Origin of the sequence: Flavobacterium sp. HSC-61S13, assembly GCF_024171535.1 — a bacterium.
GTDB lineage: Bacteria > Bacteroidota > Bacteroidia > Flavobacteriales > Flavobacteriaceae > Flavobacterium.
The window spans coordinates 30,691-48,331 of sequence record NZ_JALJZV010000004.1 but is presented as its reverse complement, the minus strand read 5'-3'; the positions used below and the strand labels follow the sequence as shown (position 1 = coordinate 48,331).

Below are 17,641 nucleotides of genomic sequence, written 5' to 3'. Positions count from 1 at the left end.
TTTGATACAGCAAACTGAATAAACAGCAATGCTTATTTTTTTAATTGTTCTCGAAGTTTCTCCATCAATACAGCTCCACCATTGTCCAAGATTTCTTTGGCAGCATGGAAACCTAATTTCTTCCATTCCTCTATGGGTACTTCTTTATAAACCTCAAATTTTTCAGTACCATCTAAAGATAATAAGACTCCTTTAAAGGTCAGCGTATCATCGTGTTCATTATACTGTACAAATGCACCTATAGGAGCTGTACACCCGCCTTCAAGTGTTCTTAAAAACTGGCGTTCTATATAGGTAGCTATTTCAGATTCAATGTCGTTTAATTGCGCTAAAGCATCTAAAGCATATTCATCCGTATCCAAAGCCAGAACAACCATAGCTCCCTGTGCTGGCGCAGGTACCATCCAATCTAGATTGATAAAATTCTTTGGCTTTTTAGCAATGCGCTCTAAACCGGCAGCCGCAAAAATAGCGCCCTCCCAATTATTATCCGCTAATTTTTGCATTCTCGTATTGACGTTTCCGCGCAAATCAACCGTTTGATGTTGAGGATATTTGTTTAACCATAGTGCTTTTCGTCTTAAACTTCCCGTTGCCACTGTTGCAGTAGCCTTTTCCAAGAAGCTTAAATCACCCTGATGCAACAAAATATCTTTTGCACTGGCTCGTTTTAAAACAGCCGCTTGAACAATTCCCACAGGCAAAGCCGTAGGAACATCTTTCATCGAATGTACGGCGATGTCTACCGAACCATTAAGCATAGCTGCATCCAATGTTTTGGTAAATATTCCCGTAATCCCCATTTCATACAAGGGCTTGTCTAAGACTAAATCACCGGTCGATTTTACAGCGATAATTTCGGTTTCATAACCTAAATCGCGCAATTTTTTAGCTACAGTGTTCGCCTGCCAAAGCGCTAACTCACTATCGCGAGTTCCAATACGTATTGTTTTAGTCATTTTTTACGGTTTCAATTTGAAAAACTTTTTCAATCCATTCTATACTTTCGTCTACCATGGTATCCTCATGTTTTAAATGGTTCGCAAAATGTGTGGTGATCTTTTGTATGATTCTCATACTGATCAACTGCGCTTGCTCTTCCTGAAAGTTCTCTATTTTTTTACGGTGATAATTTAACTCATTATCTTTAATAATTTCCAATTTTGACTTTAAAGCATGGATGGTCGGTGCGAATTTCCTCGCTTGTGCCCACGCCAAAAATTCGGTCTTAACCTCTTCGATAATCGCTTCGGCTTGTGGTATAAATTGTCTACGTCGTTCCAAAGTATCATCCGTCATCTGCGACAAATGATCGAGGTGAATCAAATCCACTCCCGGCAAATCCCTTACGTTCTCGTCAACATTTTTAGGAATCGACAAATCTAATATCAACAAGGGTTTATTCAAATTTAATAGGGTCTTGTCAATGGTAGGGTTTTGAGCCCCAGTCGCGACGATTAAAACATCGGCATGTCGAAGCTCCGAGTGCAAGTCCGCATAATCCTTTACAATCAGATTAAATTTACCCGCAACTTCCAAGGCTTTGTCCTTGGTTCTATTAATCAACGTAATATGTTCGTTCTTGGTGTGCTTGACCAAATTCTCGCAGGTATTACGGCCAATTTTTCCCGTACCAAATAAGAGAATATTCTTTTGGCTGATATCGGAAATGGTATTCATTATATATTGAACAGAGGCAAACGATACCGAAGTAGCACCGGAACTGATTTCTGTTTCATTTTTAATTCGCTTACTCGCTTGAATTACCGCATTGACCAATCGTTCAAAATAACTGGTGGTCAATCCTTTCTCGCGAGCTTGTAGAAAACTGTTTTTGATTTGACTAATAATCTCAAAATCTCCCAAAATCTGGCTATCCAATCCCGTTCCTACTCGAAACATATGAGAAATAGCATCCATATTCTTATGGACATACCCAACCTTTTGAAAATCTTCGATAGAACCGTTACTGTGCTCACACAACAATTTAATCAACTCAAAAGGATGTTGAGCAAAGCCATATAATTCGGTTCGATTGCAGGTAGAAATAATAATTAAACTCTCTATACCTTCTTCATTTGCCTGATCAAAAATAGCACTTTTGGCTGTATCGCTCAAGCTAAATTTGCCTCGGATTTCGGCATCAGCTTTTTGATAATTCAAGCCAATGACATAAAATGAAGTGTGTTTTACCTTAGTTGAGTTTTCCATATTATTCCCTTCTATTCTAAAAAGTAGACAAATGTATAACTTAGGTAACGATAAAAACACCGCTAGCGGGACTATTTATATCGTTCTTAGAAAAACTACACAAAACTGTGCATATTATTATAAAAACCAGTACTTTTGTAGCAACAGCAATACTTTCAAAAGAACTTATCTAGACTCGTTCTAAATAAAAAAGTATAAGAATAAGCGATTTATAAATAAAAAAAATACCGCTATGAGTCCATACGAAGAAGTTATTATTGAGGATGATTTTATCTTGTTACGCTTCGACAATCAGACCGAAGAAACCTTAACTTATGAACGGGAAATGAAAATGGGAATCATCCAATTTCACTTCGCTTTAAAGGGCAGTGCGCGATTTTTATTCAACCAAGGGAGTTATGCTTTAGAACTCCAAGGGGAGCGGTCTTTAGTGTTGTACAACCCGCAACGCGAACTTCCGGTGCATTTAGAAATTGCTCCCAATTCATGGATCGTTTCGATATTGATTTCGATACAAAAGTTTCACTCTCTATTCTCGACAGAAGCTGCCTTTATCGGTTTTCTCAACGAGGAAACCAAAGACAAAAAATATTATGGAGAAGAGAGTATCACCCCTTCTATGGCCATTGTTCTCAATCAGGTTTTTAATTACCATCTGAATCCATCTATAAAAAAACTGTACTACAAGGGTAAAACCTATGAATTGTTAAGTTTATACTTTAACCGCAATGAGGATCCCAATGCCGAGAACTGCCCGTTCCTAATTGACGAGGAAAATGTATTAAAAATAAGAAGGGCGAAAGATATCATCATTAGTCGTATGGCCGAACCTCCTACCTTACAAGAACTGGCAGATACCGTTGGAATCAACATCAAAAAACTCAAAATGGGTTTTAAACAAATTTATGGCGATTCGGTATTTAGCTTCTTGTTTGACTATAAAATGGAATTCGCGCGAAAACTTCTCAACAACGGCAATTACAATGTCACCGAAGTTGGATTAAAAATAGGCTATAGTTCAGCCAGTCATTTTATTTCAGCATTTAAAAAGAAATTCGGCACTACGCCAAAAAAATACCTGATGTCTATCAGTCAAAATATTTCATAAAACTCCCAAATCAACAACAATGAAAGGTGTATTATTAGTAAACCTAGGCTCTCCAAAAAGCCCTGAACCCAAAGATGTAAAGCCCTACTTAGGCGAATTTTTAATGGATAAGCGCGTGATTGACATGCCCTATTTATTTAGAGCCTTATTAGTAAAAGGCATCATTCTCAATACTAGGCCAAAAAAATCTGCTGCTGCTTATAAGAAAATTTGGTGGGACGAAGGTTCACCTTTGGTAGTTCTTTCACAGCGCACACATACGAAAGTCGAACAAAAGACTGATATTCCCGTTGTTTTGGCTATGCGATACGGAGAACCATCGATAAAACAAGGTTTAGACCAATTGTACAAACAAGGCGTTACCGATGTTTTTATGATTCCGCTATACCCCCAGTTTGCCATGGCTACTACCGAAACCATTACAGTACTTGCAGAGGAATTACGCGCAAAGCATTTCCCGAAAATGACTATCGAAAGTTTACCGGCCTTTTACAATAAAAAAGAATATGTTAATGCCCTATCCAATTCTATAAAAAGTCAACTGCAAGACTTTAATTACGATCACTTACTGTTTTCATACCACGGTGTACCTGAACGACACATTAAAAAATCGGATATCACAAAAGGACATTGTCAGATCGATGGCAGCTGTTGCAACACCCCGTCACCGGCACATGATTTCTGCTACCGTCACCAATGTTATATGACTACAAAACAAGTAGTAGAAACCTTAGGTATACCTTCAGACAAATACTCGGTCAGCTTTCAGTCGCGATTGGGACGCGATAAATGGCTTGATCCAGCAACGGACATGACCGTTAATCAATTGGCAGAACGCGGTGTTAAAAACCTAGCTGTGGTTACCCCTGCATTTGTTGCTGACTGCTTGGAAACCTTAGAGGAAATTGGTATGGAAGCCAAAGAAGAGTTTCTACATCGCGGCGGAACCGAGTTTAGAACAATCCCTTGTCTTAACGATAACGATCAATGGATAGACGCCTTAGTTACTTGGATCAACGAATGGAAAACTAAATAAAAGAACCGATGTATTTATATCTAAAATCCCTACACATTATCTTCATCGTTTGTTGGTTTGCTGGACTGTTTTACATCGTCCGACTGTTTGTTTATTACGCAGAAGCACAACTAAAATCCGAGCCAGAGAAAAACATATTATCTACTCAATACCGAATAATGATCGACCGATTATGGTCTATTATCACCTGGCCAGCAGCGATACTAGCCGTGTGTTTTGGCATTGCTATGTTCGTGTACAATCCGATTTTATTTACTCAACCTTGGATGCATGTCAAATTATTTTTTGTACTTTTATTGCTTATCTACCACATGAAGTGCCATCAATTTGTAGTGCAGATAAAAAAGGGCGAGCTAAACAAGACCTCCTCTTTTTTTAGACTCTGGAATGAAGGCGCCACTATTATCTTGTTTGCAGTGGTTTTTTTAGCCGTATTAAAAAATGCCGTCAATTGGATTTATGGAGTCATCGGTATTATTGCTTTCTCCTTTTTATTAATGATGGGATATAAATTTTATAAAAAAATCCGCGAACAGAACAAAAATTAGATGAAAAAAAATTTTCTACTGAGGAATTTTTCATTGCGAAATAGAATTTTTATTTCGTTGATCTTTTTGACCCTAATTTCCTCCGTCCTGATTGCAGCTGTATCGGTGTATCAATTCCGTAAGGAAGCCCGTACCTTTCATCAAGATCGATTGGAACGCAAAGAAAATTCCGTCAATGAACACATTAATTTTATACTCGCCACAACCACCTACCCTCTAACCACGAGAAATCTGCCGTTAATTTTTAAAGATAAAATACACGAGCTCGCCACCATACACAGTATCGAGATCAACATACACGACTTAGAAGGCCACCTTTTGATTTCATCCAAGGGGAATTTTTCGATTGACAGTATTCCGCCACCCATATCACCAATGATCTTAAAGATCCTACAATCCTCGCAATCCAAGCGGTTTGTCGATCTAAAAGTCATTAATGATGAACGCTATCGAACGGCTTACAGCTATCTGAAAGACAATAAGTTCAAACCGCTGGGGGTACTTCAGTTACCCTATCCCGAAGAAACCGAGTTTTATGAAAATGAGATACAAAATTTCTTAGTTCGATTTAGTCAGGTTTATTTATTTATGTTGATCATGTCGATCACCATCGCCTATTTCTTATCGAGTTATATCACGAGCAAACTGCAAACCATCAGTACTAAAATAACAGCGACGCAACTCAACAAGAAAAACGAAAAGATTTTAGTTACCTCATCGAGCAAGGAGATTAACGACCTCATCATCGCGTATAATCACATGGTGGATCAATTGGACGACAGTGCCACGAAATTAGCGCAAAGCGAGCGAGAACAAGCCTGGCGAGAGATGGCCAAGCAAGTTGCTCACGAAATAAAAAACCCACTGACCCCAATGCGCCTGACGGTACAAAGTTTCCAAAGGCGATTTGATGTCAATGACCCCAATATCAAACAGAAAGTCGATGATTATTCCAAAACGCTGATCCAGCAAATCGATACGATGAATTCGGTAGCCTCTGCTTTTTCGAACTTCGCCTCGATGCCCGCTCAGAAAAATGAAAACCTAAATATCGTTAAGGTGGTTCAATTGGCATTAGATATTTTTAATGAGAATTATATTCGTTTCGAATCCGAAGAAAAAAGCATCATCACCAAGATGGACCGCACGCATTTAATCCGCATCGTAACCAACTTGGTCAAAAATGCTATACAAGCCATACCCGAAGATCACACCGCTCCAGAAATTATTGTTTCGATCAAAAAAGTAGACGATAACGTCGTGTTAGAGGTAAAAGATAACGGAATAGGAATCAGCATTGAAAATAAAAATCGTATTTTCGAACCTAAATTCACAACCAAATCCAGCGGAATGGGATTGGGATTGGGGATTATTAAAAATATAGTAGAAAATCACAACGGTACGATCAGCTTCGAATCCGAGCCACAAAAAGGAACTTGTTTTCGAGTGACCTTACCGATCATTAACACATAAAAAAGAAATTATGGAATTTGAAAACATTTTAGTTGAAAGAGAAGAGCCGTTGGCTATTTTAACTATTAATCGTCCAAGCAAACTGAATGCCTTAAACAAAGCCACGATTGAAGAGTTACATCAAGCCTTAAAAGTACTTGAGAAAGACAACAGTATACGCGTGATCATCATCACAGGTAGTGGCGAAAAAGCTTTTATCGCCGGAGCTGATATTTCTGAATTTGCCAGTTTCTCCCTAAGCGAAGGTTCACAACTTGCTGCAAAAGGACAAGAATTATTATTTGACTTTGTTCAAAATATATCCAAACCCGTTATCGCAGCTATCAATGGTTTCGCCTTAGGCGGAGGACTAGAACTGGCGATGGCAGCTGACTTTAGAATTGCATCTGACAATGCAAAAATGGGACTACCAGAAGTTACCTTAGGAGTAATACCAGGTTATGGAGGAACTCAAAGACTACCACAACTAGTAGGAAAAGGTCGCGCGATGGAAATGATCTTAACAGCCAATATGATTGACGCCGAAACAGCTAAATCCTACGGACTGGTTAACCATGTTGTACCGCAACAGCAATTACTACACTTCACCAAAGAAATCGCTCTTAAAATCGCTAAGAACTCCCCTTCCGCTATCGGAAAGGCCATTAAGGCGATCAATGCAAACTTCAAAGATGGCGTAAACGGTTTTCACGAGGAAATCAAAGCTTTTGGAGAATGTTTTGCTACCGAAGATTTTAAAGAAGGCACAACGGCCTTCCTTGAAAAACGCAAAGCAGATTTTAAAGGATTATAATAAAAAAAGACCCAGACCAACTTCAGTTGGTCTGGGTCTTTTTATGCCTATTTGCGGATACGCAGATTTGCGGATTTGCTAGAGAATCGATTATGATCCTGCCACCAATTTTATTTTAAAGAGGATAAAGCATCACCTCAGCACGAGCGCGCATCTTAGCGAATAATCGAATTTTCTCGAAAAGTTAGGGGAATTAAAAAACCAATCAGGGCGTATTCGCACATCAGCGCATCAACGGGTATGCACAAAAAGACTTTAAGACTTATTTTATAGCACAAGCACGCATTCTAACCCTCGTTGACACAAAAACCCAACTATTTAAAGGTATTAATCAATTCTTTTAACTGTAATATCATATCGTCTTTCTCGATCAACATGCGTTCATATAAAGCGATTTTCTCTTCGTGAAGTTCCAAAATTTTATCTACAGGATGAAAGGTAGGTTGAAAACTAAAAAAAGCCGGTTGCAAGCAATTTTCAAAATTTGCTGTATTGGAAATTAAATTAATAGCCTGTTCTTCATCGAAGTTTTCAAAAGCTTCTACAGGAATTTTTAAGGCTTGTGAAATATCTTTTAGCAATGACTTATCCACAACTTCCTTATTTTCTAAAATTGAAATTTTCTTTTGATTCCAATCTTCTCCTAAATCAAACGCCAATGCTTCCTGCTTAATACCTAGCATTTCTCGGAAACGTTTTATATTTCGACCCTGATGTATTGTCTTATGTTCCATAATATTAAATAAATTTTAGAAAACCCTAAAAAGGTAGCCTCACAGCTTTAAAAAACAAAGTCTGGTAAAGTTATAAAAATATCTAAGAAAACAATGTTTATATGGAATTTTGAAAAGTCTGATCAACACGAAGGATTGCCTATTCGTATATTTACCTATTGTTGGATTTGCTTTGAAGTGCACCAAATAGAGTAATGCCTTTAGACTATAATCCAGATCTAGTAGTGCTGCCAGTGGCGGTTTATTTATTAAAATGGTTAATCAACAATTGCTCTCAACTATTCTCTGCCACAAATACTTTAAACTGCTCCATAAAATCAATAAACTGTTCAAAAGACCAAATGAGATCCGCCTCTTCTTGTTCGGAATACGCATCGTGAAAATACACTTCATCACTATAGATATAGATAACTAAATCACTATACGCTACTTGATACTTATACATCACATTTTCTTCTAAACCTTTTGACTTATCGATTATTTTTTGGATTTCTTCTGGGGTCCAACCATCCCAATTCATACCGTTTAAAGCCCATTCTTCGCGAGCTAACACATGTAAATCAAGTCCATAAAACTTGTCATGCATGTCTTTTTGTTTATACGGATTTAATGAAAATTTGTATTTCATACTTTCTTATATTTAAATAATGGATATGCATTAGTAATATTTCCTAATTGATCAACTTCAACTTGAATAACAAACTTACCGTCAGATGTAAGAAAACGAAATATATTATTATCAAATTCAAACTTAACTGTTGCCTTGATCATTTCATCATACACCAAAGCGATTTCTTGTTTTACTCGAGTAATATTCCAATTTAAGGGAAACATCGTCGATTTGGCCTCTTTATCTATCCATTGACCCAATCTGCCTTGAACGCGATAGCGTACCGAAATCAACGCATCAAAAGGCATATCGTCTAACGGTTTGGTCAAGTATTTTCGAATTTTAACTGTGAAGCCAATAGCTTCGTGATTGTGTCCACCAGCTCTTCTGAGGACAAAACATGCTCACATTAAATAAAATTTTCAGTGAATGCTTATTAGCAACTTCCAAACTAAATTTCATCCATACTCTTTACGCCTAAAAGCGCTTCCAAAGAATCGGCTATAATTTCAGGTTCTTGATCTCGATCAAAATAGAAAACAATAACTTTCCCATAATTTTTACCAGCTTTTAAACAGAGTGTAATGGGGTTATTATTATGTGTGGCTCCTATCGGCAAAAACTCTTTTTCAATGTCTTTATTTATAAAACAATAAATTTCATATGTATCATCTAACAAGGAGTTATTCTCATTATACACTAAACTATTAAAACTATTTAGGAATGGATGATAATCATAAATTATACCTCCATTAAACTTGTTTAAAAAAACCTTATAATTATTAGGTAATAATATATTCCATTTTTTCTCAAACTGAACTATAGAGTTATCCGGTAAGCGTCTCTCTGAATCTTCTATATTTATCATAAATATTATTTTATCTATTATTATACATTTTTTTATTGGAATAATATTGTTTTATTAATTCGACTGAACCAATATGAGTAGAACAATCTCTATGCAACTTAATTTCCACTAATTGCATTGTACAAGTATTAGTTATTGGATCATAATCATCCAAATGATGCCAAGTAAATTTACTTTTTATTTTTTTTAAAGGGATATTAGATAATTCTATTGCTAATTTTTTGTCATAATAATCACTCCCCGTCATTTTTATTTTCACAATATTTTTTTGGTCTCCTGTTACCGGATATAAATACGGTGTACCCTCAAAATCTACACTTAAACCGTTTTTAGATTTGGGCAATATAATGCCCAAATCTTGCAATGCCCTTTTATTAGGATTAAATATTTTGGGAGGTTTTTTATTTTTTAAGGCGTATATAATTTTTCGTATCCTTCTTTCGCTTTCAAAAATGTTTAAACCGTTTTTAGGAATGCGAATGCTAATCCCCAATCTTTCAATAGCCTCATCTATTTTTTTTATAACCAGTCGCCCTTCTAAAGCATCTATTAATTTGACTCCCTTGGCTTTCCAAGCTTCTTCCAAACTTTTGCGTACTGCTCTGGCTTCGCCACTGGCGATAACTTCCCCTTTGTATAGGACTGCTAATCCGGTTTTGGTGGTTTTACCCACCGCCATTTCACCTTTTACAAACAAGACACCCTGTTGTTGCAAACGCGTCGCATCGCGTATTTTAATGATCGATAAAGAGGCTTGATAGACCCCATAACCGTCATCGATGATTTGCAGGCTGCTTTTAGTAAAATTAGCGATATTTTTTTCTAAAACCATTTTCAAAAGGCTGGCTCTCAAAAAGTTTTTGGTGGCAGGAGCAGTCGCTTTAGCCAGCAGTTTGGCACCGCTATTAAAGGTATTGTTGACCATTCCCACTGCCGAACGCGCCATTAAAGGTGCCGAGGTACCCATCAACAACAAGGGTTGTATCGCATTCCAATTGCGCAAAAACTCCTGTCCCTCTTGGGTTTTCATCAGCTCATCTTCGGCAATTACCACCAAAATATCAGTGGTTGCCAAACTGATATCGGCCACTGCCACTGCCAACAGCAACGCATTACTCGTTCCCAAACTAGCCACTCCCAATACAATAGCCAACAGGTTGCCTCCCATGCGCAGTCCAAGCATCACGTCTTTCCAGACGCCTTCGTCCGCCATGGCTTTGACTAAATGGCGGGAACGGTATATATCACTTGGTCCTGGGCATCCATATCGATTAAGAAAACCGCTTCTAGTGGATGGTGGTAGTTACCCGAATCACTTTCAATAAAATACGAGGTAGCCACTTCTTTACCCGGACTTAAACGCGGAATATCGTCGGGATATCGCTCTAATCTTTGATCTTGTTTCCGCTGCATTTGCTGTAAAAAGAAACGGTCTTTGACGTCCGAATCCCATGGGTAAATACGACTGTAAACCTTGTAATCCCGACCTATTCTATAAACGGCTCCACTGCTTTTAACCCCTTGGTACGTATGTGAACTGCACAAAACCAACATCAAATCGGCCAACAGTTGGCGGTTCTTCTCAGTGACCTCTTCTACCGTTGAAACGCCATCCATATTTTGATACAGTTCAATCAACAAAGTCGGATTGTCTACAAACAGTTTATACAGTTGCTGAGAATCGCCTATGATACGCAACAGGTTAATAACCGCACCGCTGCTATCTCTAAACACACTAAACCAACCGCTATCGTCATACGTTTTTAAGATGTGTAGATGGGAAACCGCCAGTTTAAAGTCGATATGCGAACGCAGACTGGAGATGATAAAGTCGGGTATACGTTCGTATAAAAATTTTAGTACACCCCCTTGTGTAGCCCCTTTAATTTGCTCGAAAAAACTCCCTGCTAACTGATTTGCGACATGTCGCAAATCACTATGGTTGTTGGTGATGGTTTTGACCACGCCATAGAAATCAGCTAGGTTTTCCATGGTCAACTGTATCGCAATATATTTTTCCTCAATCTTAAATTTGTTGGGTTCCAACACATCTACCACTGGAGATCTGTATTGTATGGTATTGTCGTAATAAAAACACAGTACAGCAGCCAGGTATTTTTTTTTCGGTTCTAAGGCGAGCACATAGGCCCAATAATTTTCTAAATAATCGATGCGTTTATTTAGTTTAGCCGACAAAGCCGAAACCACTTTTTGTTGGCGTTCATTCATATAGGTAAAAGGCACCTGGTGATTGGTCAGGCGCAAGCGTTCTATAAAACCCCCTTCACCATCTGGAACTCGAGTCGAGGTATAGGTGGTCGGTGCTGCGTAGTTTTGCCAATTAAAAATCAAAGTGGAATCCCAAATCGAATCGTTGAGAAACCGAATCAATTGATCAAATTTTATTCCTCCGTCTTTTTCCGTACTGTAAAAATCAGCGCGATAGGGTCCGGTATCTCGTGGAGGTTGCACAAATGCGGTTCCCAGTCGAATATGCTGCCAGAGCTCTCTAGATGTATCATCGAAATCTGTCATAAAAAATACTTTTTGCCTTGTTAAATTTTACCATTTACCAAAGCACACCAAGGTGAAAGTTCAGATATACCTACAATACTTCTTTTAGTTTTCTTGTAATCGGATTTCCTTAGAAGGCGCTAAAATCTTTACGAGATCTTGCAAAGGCCCTATCGAGTCGTGTTAATTTTAATACAGTCAAAAAACAATTCTTTTATAAAGAAATCAAACAATTCTATAAAAAAGCTTTAAGCAAAGATATTGGAGCAGTTCGAAGACTAAAAAATCAAAAAACACCCGGTTGTTTTCGTTTTCCATGATGCCGCACTTTTGGTAATTATTTCAATAAAAATAAACAACACAAAGATTAATAAACAAATAAAATATGTTAAAAAACAAACTTTAACAACATCATATCAAGTACTTAAATGTTTTTAATTACCAAAAAATACACAATAATAGAAATTTAATTTTTTTGAGATCATACATCATATCCAGATTAGATTGACGAATTAGATGCGTGAACCGGTTTGTTTATCTTATTACAGCTGAATGGTCTATTGGCGGATTCGCGGATTTGCTAGAGGATCGATTATGATCCTTTTACCAACCCTATTTTATAGGTGATAAAGCCAAGCATCAGCACCTGTGCGCATCTTAGCGAATAAACAAATTTTCCAGGAAAATCAGGGGTGATTAAAAAACCAATCAGGGCGGGCGTATTCGCAGATCAGCGAATAAACGTATATGCAAAAAAAAAGACCTTCGAAATGAAGATCTTTTTTTGTTGGCCTACTAGGACTCGAACCTAGGACGACTGAACCAAAATCAGCTGTGTTACCGCTACACCATAGGCCACTATATCATTCTTTATGCGTATTCTTTACTCTTAACTCATCGCGTACTAGAAATTATGTTTTTTGAGGCATGCTCTTATAATTTCCTGTAAATCTATTGTAAAAAAAAGACCTTCAAAATGAAGATCTCTTTTGTTGGCCTACTAGGACTCGAACCTAGGACGACTGAACCAAAATCAGATGTGTTACCGCTACACCATAGGCCAATGCTTGTTTTTCTAAGCATGCATTACTTCTGTAATGCGGATGCAAAAGTAGCACATTTTTTGAAACCCGCAAACTTTACTACAAAAAAAATCATTTTTTTTTATTTTATGTAAGCTGATACAAAAAAAACAGTTTCTTTGTATCTATAAGTAATTTAAGAATCAAGTATCTATAATTTATGTTGACATTTAATTTTAAGAGATGGGATCTAATCATTGGCTGGCTCGTTTTTGCCATTGCTTTAACCACCTATGCTCTTACGGTAGAACCTACGGTCAGTTTTTGGGATTCGGGGGAATATATTGCTACCTCCGCCAAACTCGAAGTAGGTCACCCACCCGGAGCACCTTTGTATCAAATGCTCGGAGCGTTCTTTGCTATGTTCGCCTCGTCACCACAAAATATCGCCCTAATGGTCAATATGGTTGCTGTGTTTTCAAGCGCCTTCACCATACTTTTTTTATTCTGGTCTTTGACCAACCTACTTAGAAAAATAAGTTCCTCTTATTCTGAATGGAACAACAACAATGCTATTGCAGTGCTAGGAAGTGCCGCAGTAGGCGCCTTGGCTTTCACCTTCTCAGATAGTTTCTGGTTTAATGCCGTGGAAACAGAGGTTTACGCCTCTGCCATGTTATTGATAGCTCTTTTACTTTGGCTGGGACTTCGCTGGTCTGATGAAATGGATCAAAACAAAGGGCATCGTTGGCTACTCTTAATCTCGCTGATAATCGGACTTTCCTTTGGAGTCCACTTAATGGCCCTGTTGACCATTCCGTCCATCGGACTTTTATACTATTTTAAAAAATATCAGAAAATTACCGTTACCAACTTTATCATTGCCAACGTGATTATAGTGGGAATACTCTTCTTTGTGTTTATGTTCTTATTTCCATACACCCTTGCTTTCTTTGGTAAGATGGAAATATTTATTGTCAATGAATTGGGCATGCCATTTAATTCTGGAACCATACTGGCTTTCCTAATCATCTTGTTGTTTTTCATTTTTGGACTCAGATACACCAAAAAGAAAAACCACCCGTTTTACAATACCATACTGTTGTGCCTTGTTTTTATGTTTGTCGGGTTAACCTCTTGGGTTATGCTACCGATACGCGCCAATGCCAATACCGTGATCAATGAGAATAGACCCTCTGATGCGGCTGAGCTTTTAGCCTATTATCAACGAGAACAATACGGCTCTCAGAGCATCACTTATGATGCGATGTTCTCTTCTAAATATTCCGGTATTGACAAAGATGAACCCTATATCGATGGCAAACCCAACTACGAAAGAGATTATAAAAGCGGTAAATATGTTATCGTCAACAACTATAAAAACGCCGATCAAAACATCGATGGAAACCACAAAGGTTTTTTCCCGAGAATGTGGAGCACCGACAACAGTCACCGCATCAACTACATGCGCTATAGCAAACCTTTAGATTTCAGAATCAAACCGGAATACGCTCATGAAGATCAATTAATTCAATTGGTTACTGGTGTGCGACAAGGCCTGAGAACTGGAGAAATCGGATTAGAAGGTTTGGATCAATTCCTCAACCAAAACGGTCGTTATTTAGATATTGAGAAACCTACATTAGGCGAAAACATTAAATTTATGTTTGAGTATCAGTTTGGCTATATGTACTGGAGATACTTGATGTGGAATTTCGTAGGACGTCAAGACGACATCCAAGGAAATGGCGGGCCAGAAAATGGAAACTGGATGAGCGGAATCAAGCTTGTCGACGAGATTCGATTGGGCTCTCAAGACAATTTACCTTCTGACGTTTTAAACAATAAAGGGCGTAATTTTTATTATTTCTTACCTTTTATACTGGGAATAGTCGGAGTAATCTTTCACTTTAAAAAAGACAGAAAGTCGTTCTATGTGTTGCTGGTATTGTTTTTATTTACCAGTCTTGCCTTAAAGATTTTCTTAAACGAACGCCCATTTGAACCTAGAGAACGTGACTATGCTGTCGTTGCTTCGTTCTACGTATTTGCAATGTGGATTGGATTTGGTGTATATGCCATTTATGATGGTCTAAAGAAATATTTAAATCCAAAAATCGCAGGTCCTGCCGTAATTGCTTTATCACTGCTTTGTGCACCTGTTTTAATGGCTTACCAAAATTGGGATGATCACGACCGTTCTGGCAAATACACTGCTTTAGCTAATGCACGAGCTTACCTAGATTCTTGTGATCCTAATGCCATACTGTTTACCATTGGAGACAATGATACATTCCCCTTATGGTACCTACAGGAAGTAGAAGGTTACCGTACAGATGTTCGCGTGGTTTGTACCTCGTTATTACCACAAGACTGGTATATCGATCAAATGAAAGCAAAAGCATACGATTCAGAGCCGCTACCTATTAAATTCACGCACGACCAATATGTTTCTGGAACACGAGATGTGATTTTAGTAGAGGATTTAATTAAAGACCGTATTGATATCACACAGTTTTTAGCCTTTATACGTTCTGATGATCCGCGTTCTAAAACCGTTACTGAATCTGGACAAACGCTTTATACCGTACCTACCGGCAAAATCAGAATTCCGGTTGATAGCGTATCCATTGCCAAAAACAACGTCGTTTCTAAAAATCTTAGAGATCAGGTTGTACCATATATCGATGTTGATATCAACGATCAGGTAATCTACAAGCACCGCCTGATTATGTTGGACATCATTGCCAACAACAATTGGGAACGTCCGATTTACTTCTCAGGAGGTAGTTTTGGAGATGACGATTATCTATGGATGAAAGACTATTTACAATTGTCTGGACTGACGTATAAGTTAGTTCCTATCAAAACCCCTGTAGACAAACAGACACATGCTTTATATATGGGTAGTATTGACGCAGACAGAATGTACAATACCGTTATGGGATGGTACTGGGGCAATAGCGGAGGCAACATCTATCACGATCCGCAGACTCGTAGAAACAGCATTCAATATCGTATAAATCTCGCTCGATTGACTGAACAACTGATCGCAGAGGGACAGCTTAAAAAAGCGAAAGACGTGATTGACATGACCATGACCAATATGCCTATTGATCAGTTTCAGTATTACAGCTTAGTTCAACCTTTTGCCGAGTCTTACTATTTAGTCGGCGAAAAACAAAAAGCTCGCGAAATCTTAGATAAGCTCATTGTCAAATCTCAAGAAAAACTAACCTATTACAAGGGTCTAGCTCCTAGCGATCAAGAATATTACGCCATGGAAATCATGAGCGAAATAGAAACGTACCGACAGCTTTTACAGATTGCAGAAGAGTCGGACGCCGATTACTACAAAAAAGGAGTTCCCATCTTCAATAAATACAACGGCTATTTCACCCGTTTTAAAAGAAGTAACTTAGAATAACAAAACCGAAAAAAGCGATATGAACTAAAATCACATATCGCTTTTTTCTATTATAAACTTTGTACTTTTGTACTTTACTTTTAGGACCTAAAAAAACACCATGATAGAAAATAAAAACCAATCCAAAACAGCACTTTCTCAATTAGGGGAATTCGGACTGATCGAACACTTAACCAAAGTATTCGAAATCAATCAAGAAACCACGATTAAAGGGATTGGCGATGACGCAGCTGTATTGGACTTTAAAGACAACAAGACCGTAGTATCTACGGATCTACTCGTTGAAGGAGTTCATTTTGATTTGGCCTATATGCCATTAAAACATTTGGGTTATAAAGCCATAGTTGCCAATGTTTCTGACATCTATGCTATGAATGCTACTCCAAGTCAGGTTACCATATCTATTGCGGTATCAAACCGCTTTCCTTTAGAAGCCCTAGAAGAGCTCTTTGACGGATTTGCAACAGCTGCCAAGCACTATCAAGTTGATGTAGTTGGAGGTGATACCACTTCTTCACAAAAAGGATTAATTATCAGCATCACGGCAATCGGTTATGCCAAAGAAGAAGAAATTGTATATAGAAACGGCGCAGGAGATAAAGACCTACTGGTTGTAACAGGCGATATAGGCGCTGCATATATGGGCCTACAGATCCTTGAACGCGAAAAACAAGTATTCTTGGTCAATCCAAACAACCAACCCGACTTAGATGCCTACAGTTATTTAATCGAAAGACAGTTAAAACCCGAAGCTAGAAATGACGTTAAAAAACTACTGGCGGAATTGGGCGTAAAACCCACATCGATGATTGATATCTCTGACGGATTATCCTCTGAAGTCATTCACTTGTGCAAACAATCCCAAGTAGGTTGCAAACTGTATGAAGACAAACTTCCTTTGGACCCCCAGTTTATCAATGCTTGTGAAGAGTTTAATATAGACAGCACAACCATTGCTTTGAATGGCGGTGAAGATTACGAGTTATTATTTACTATAAAGATGGAGGATTTTGAAAAAATCAAAGGCAATCCACATCTTTCCATCATTGGATATATCAATCCAGAAGAGGAAGGCATGCATTTAATCACTAGAGAAAACACACAAATTCCCCTTAAAGCCCGCGGATGGAACGCACTTCAAGAAGAAACCGAATAAAATAATCAACAGCACCGATCTCTTTCGGTGCTTTGCTTTTTAATCCAACCACTACGCTTAACCGAATATTATATTAGTTTGATTCTAAATATCCAATAAAATGGTCAAAATGGTTTACAAATAATTATCTTTACGGTTAGC

General features: G+C 38.0%; 15 protein-coding genes and 2 tRNA genes. 7 read left to right on the top strand and 10 right to left on the bottom strand.

The features are described 5' to 3' along the window. Positions 1–32 precede the first annotated feature (32 nt). Positions 33–959 carry a hydroxymethylbilane synthase gene (gene hemC, locus L1275_RS05130; protein WP_253470500.1) on the bottom strand — a complete coding sequence of 309 codons (927 nt, stop codon included), beginning with the start codon at positions 957–959 and terminating at the stop codon, positions 33–35. Then, complete coding sequence (gene hemA, locus L1275_RS05125) at positions 952–2,211, bottom strand: glutamyl-tRNA reductase (RefSeq protein WP_253470498.1); 1,260 nt, start codon at positions 2,209–2,211, stop codon at positions 952–954. Before hemA ends, hemC begins: the two co-directional genes overlap by 8 nt. Before the next feature lie 232 nt (positions 2,212–2,443). Here hemA and L1275_RS05120 point away from each other — a divergent pair, with 232 nt between their 5' ends. The 5 genes from L1275_RS05120 to L1275_RS05100 are packed head-to-tail and all read left to right on the top strand — an operon-like array spanning position 2,444 to position 7,169. Continuing rightward, positions 2,444–3,319 carry an AraC family transcriptional regulator gene (locus L1275_RS05120; protein ID WP_253470496.1) on the top strand — a complete coding sequence of 292 codons (876 nt, stop codon included), beginning with the start codon at positions 2,444–2,446 and terminating at the stop codon, positions 3,317–3,319. Between the two features lie 19 nt (positions 3,320–3,338). Further along, a complete protein-coding gene (gene hemH / locus L1275_RS05115) occupies positions 3,339–4,355 on the top strand; it encodes a ferrochelatase (protein WP_253470494.1) in 1,017 nt (338 codons plus the stop codon). Between the two features lie 8 nt (positions 4,356–4,363). Continuing rightward, positions 4,364–4,903 (top strand): CopD family protein, encoded by a 540-nt coding sequence (locus L1275_RS05110; RefSeq protein ID WP_253470492.1) that lies wholly within the window; start codon positions 4,364–4,366, stop codon positions 4,901–4,903. Continuing rightward, complete coding sequence (locus tag L1275_RS05105; RefSeq protein WP_253470490.1) at positions 4,904–6,376, top strand: ATP-binding protein; 1,473 nt, start codon at positions 4,904–4,906, stop codon at positions 6,374–6,376. Positions 6,377–6,386: 10 nt separating this feature from the next. Then, positions 6,387–7,169, top strand: coding sequence for an enoyl-CoA hydratase/isomerase family protein (locus L1275_RS05100; protein WP_253470488.1), 783 nt, complete (start codon positions 6,387–6,389; stop codon positions 7,167–7,169). A 314-nt stretch (positions 7,170–7,483) separates the two neighbouring features. On the opposite strand, the gene L1275_RS05095 is transcribed toward L1275_RS05100, so the two are convergent. From L1275_RS05095 to L1275_RS05060, 8 genes are all read right to left on the bottom strand, one after another. Beyond that, a complete protein-coding gene (locus L1275_RS05095; RefSeq protein WP_253470486.1) occupies positions 7,484–7,903 on the bottom strand; it encodes a helix-turn-helix domain-containing protein in 420 nt (139 codons plus the stop codon). Between the two features lie 274 nt (positions 7,904–8,177). Further along, positions 8,178–8,531 (bottom strand): hypothetical protein, encoded by a 354-nt coding sequence (locus L1275_RS05090; protein ID WP_253470484.1) that lies wholly within the window; start codon positions 8,529–8,531, stop codon positions 8,178–8,180. Further along, positions 8,528–8,842, bottom strand: coding sequence for an EndoU domain-containing protein (locus L1275_RS05085; RefSeq protein WP_253470482.1), 315 nt, complete (start codon positions 8,840–8,842; stop codon positions 8,528–8,530). Before L1275_RS05085 ends, L1275_RS05090 begins: the two co-directional genes overlap by 4 nt. Positions 8,843–8,964: 122 nt before the next feature. Next, positions 8,965–9,381, bottom strand: coding sequence for an SMI1/KNR4 family protein (locus L1275_RS05080; protein ID WP_253470480.1), 417 nt, complete (start codon positions 9,379–9,381; stop codon positions 8,965–8,967). A 10-nt stretch (positions 9,382–9,391) separates the two neighbouring features. Then, positions 9,392–10,594 carry an HNH endonuclease gene (locus L1275_RS05075; protein WP_253470478.1) on the bottom strand — a complete coding sequence of 401 codons (1,203 nt, stop codon included), beginning with the start codon at positions 10,592–10,594 and terminating at the stop codon, positions 9,392–9,394. Between the two features lie 8 nt (positions 10,595–10,602). Beyond that, the gene (locus L1275_RS05070) at positions 10,603–11,916 is read right to left on the bottom strand and encodes a hypothetical protein (RefSeq protein ID WP_253470476.1); all 1,314 of its coding nucleotides are present in this window, start codon (positions 11,914–11,916) and stop codon (positions 10,603–10,605) included. 766 nt (positions 11,917–12,682) lie between these two features. Next, positions 12,683–12,753: transfer RNA gene (locus L1275_RS05065), tRNA-Gln, on the bottom strand. A gap of 134 nt (positions 12,754–12,887) precedes the next feature. Further along, positions 12,888–12,958, bottom strand: a tRNA-Gln gene (locus tag L1275_RS05060). A gap of 179 nt (positions 12,959–13,137) precedes the next feature. Between L1275_RS05060 and L1275_RS05055 the strand changes: the two genes are divergently transcribed. After that, positions 13,138–16,344 (top strand): DUF2723 domain-containing protein, encoded by a 3,207-nt coding sequence (locus L1275_RS05055; RefSeq protein WP_253470474.1) that lies wholly within the window; start codon positions 13,138–13,140, stop codon positions 16,342–16,344. Between the two features lie 100 nt (positions 16,345–16,444). Next, positions 16,445–17,500, top strand: a complete 1,056-nt coding sequence (gene thiL / locus L1275_RS05050; protein WP_253470472.1) for a thiamine-phosphate kinase — start codon at positions 16,445–16,447, stop codon at positions 17,498–17,500. Positions 17,501–17,641: the final 141 nt, after the last annotated feature.

Coding starts and splice junctions, on each gene's coding strand:
- hemC (WP_253470500.1), bottom strand. CDS start 959: ATGACTAAAACAATACGTATTGGAACTCGCGATAGTGAGTTAGCGCTT.
- hemA (WP_253470498.1), bottom strand. CDS start 2,211: ATGGAAAACTCAACTAAGGTAAAACACACTTCATTTTATGTCATTGGC.
- L1275_RS05120 (WP_253470496.1), top strand. CDS start 2,444: ATGAGTCCATACGAAGAAGTTATTATTGAGGATGATTTTATCTTGTTA.
- hemH (WP_253470494.1), top strand. CDS start 3,339: ATGAAAGGTGTATTATTAGTAAACCTAGGCTCTCCAAAAAGCCCTGAA.
- L1275_RS05110 (WP_253470492.1), top strand. CDS start 4,364: ATGTATTTATATCTAAAATCCCTACACATTATCTTCATCGTTTGTTGG.
- L1275_RS05105 (WP_253470490.1), top strand. CDS start 4,904: ATGAAAAAAAATTTTCTACTGAGGAATTTTTCATTGCGAAATAGAATT.
- L1275_RS05100 (WP_253470488.1), top strand. CDS start 6,387: ATGGAATTTGAAAACATTTTAGTTGAAAGAGAAGAGCCGTTGGCTATT.
- L1275_RS05095 (WP_253470486.1), bottom strand. CDS start 7,903: ATGGAACATAAGACAATACATCAGGGTCGAAATATAAAACGTTTCCGA.
- L1275_RS05090 (WP_253470484.1), bottom strand. CDS start 8,531: ATGAAATACAAATTTTCATTAAATCCGTATAAACAAAAAGACATGCAT.
- L1275_RS05080 (WP_253470480.1), bottom strand. CDS start 9,381: ATGATAAATATAGAAGATTCAGAGAGACGCTTACCGGATAACTCTATA.
- L1275_RS05075 (WP_253470478.1), bottom strand. CDS start 10,594: ATGGCGGACGAAGGCGTCTGGAAAGACGTGATGCTTGGACTGCGCATG.
- L1275_RS05070 (WP_253470476.1), bottom strand. CDS start 11,916: ATGACAGATTTCGATGATACATCTAGAGAGCTCTGGCAGCATATTCGA.
- L1275_RS05055 (WP_253470474.1), top strand. CDS start 13,138: ATGTTGACATTTAATTTTAAGAGATGGGATCTAATCATTGGCTGGCTC.
- thiL (WP_253470472.1), top strand. CDS start 16,445: ATGATAGAAAATAAAAACCAATCCAAAACAGCACTTTCTCAATTAGGG.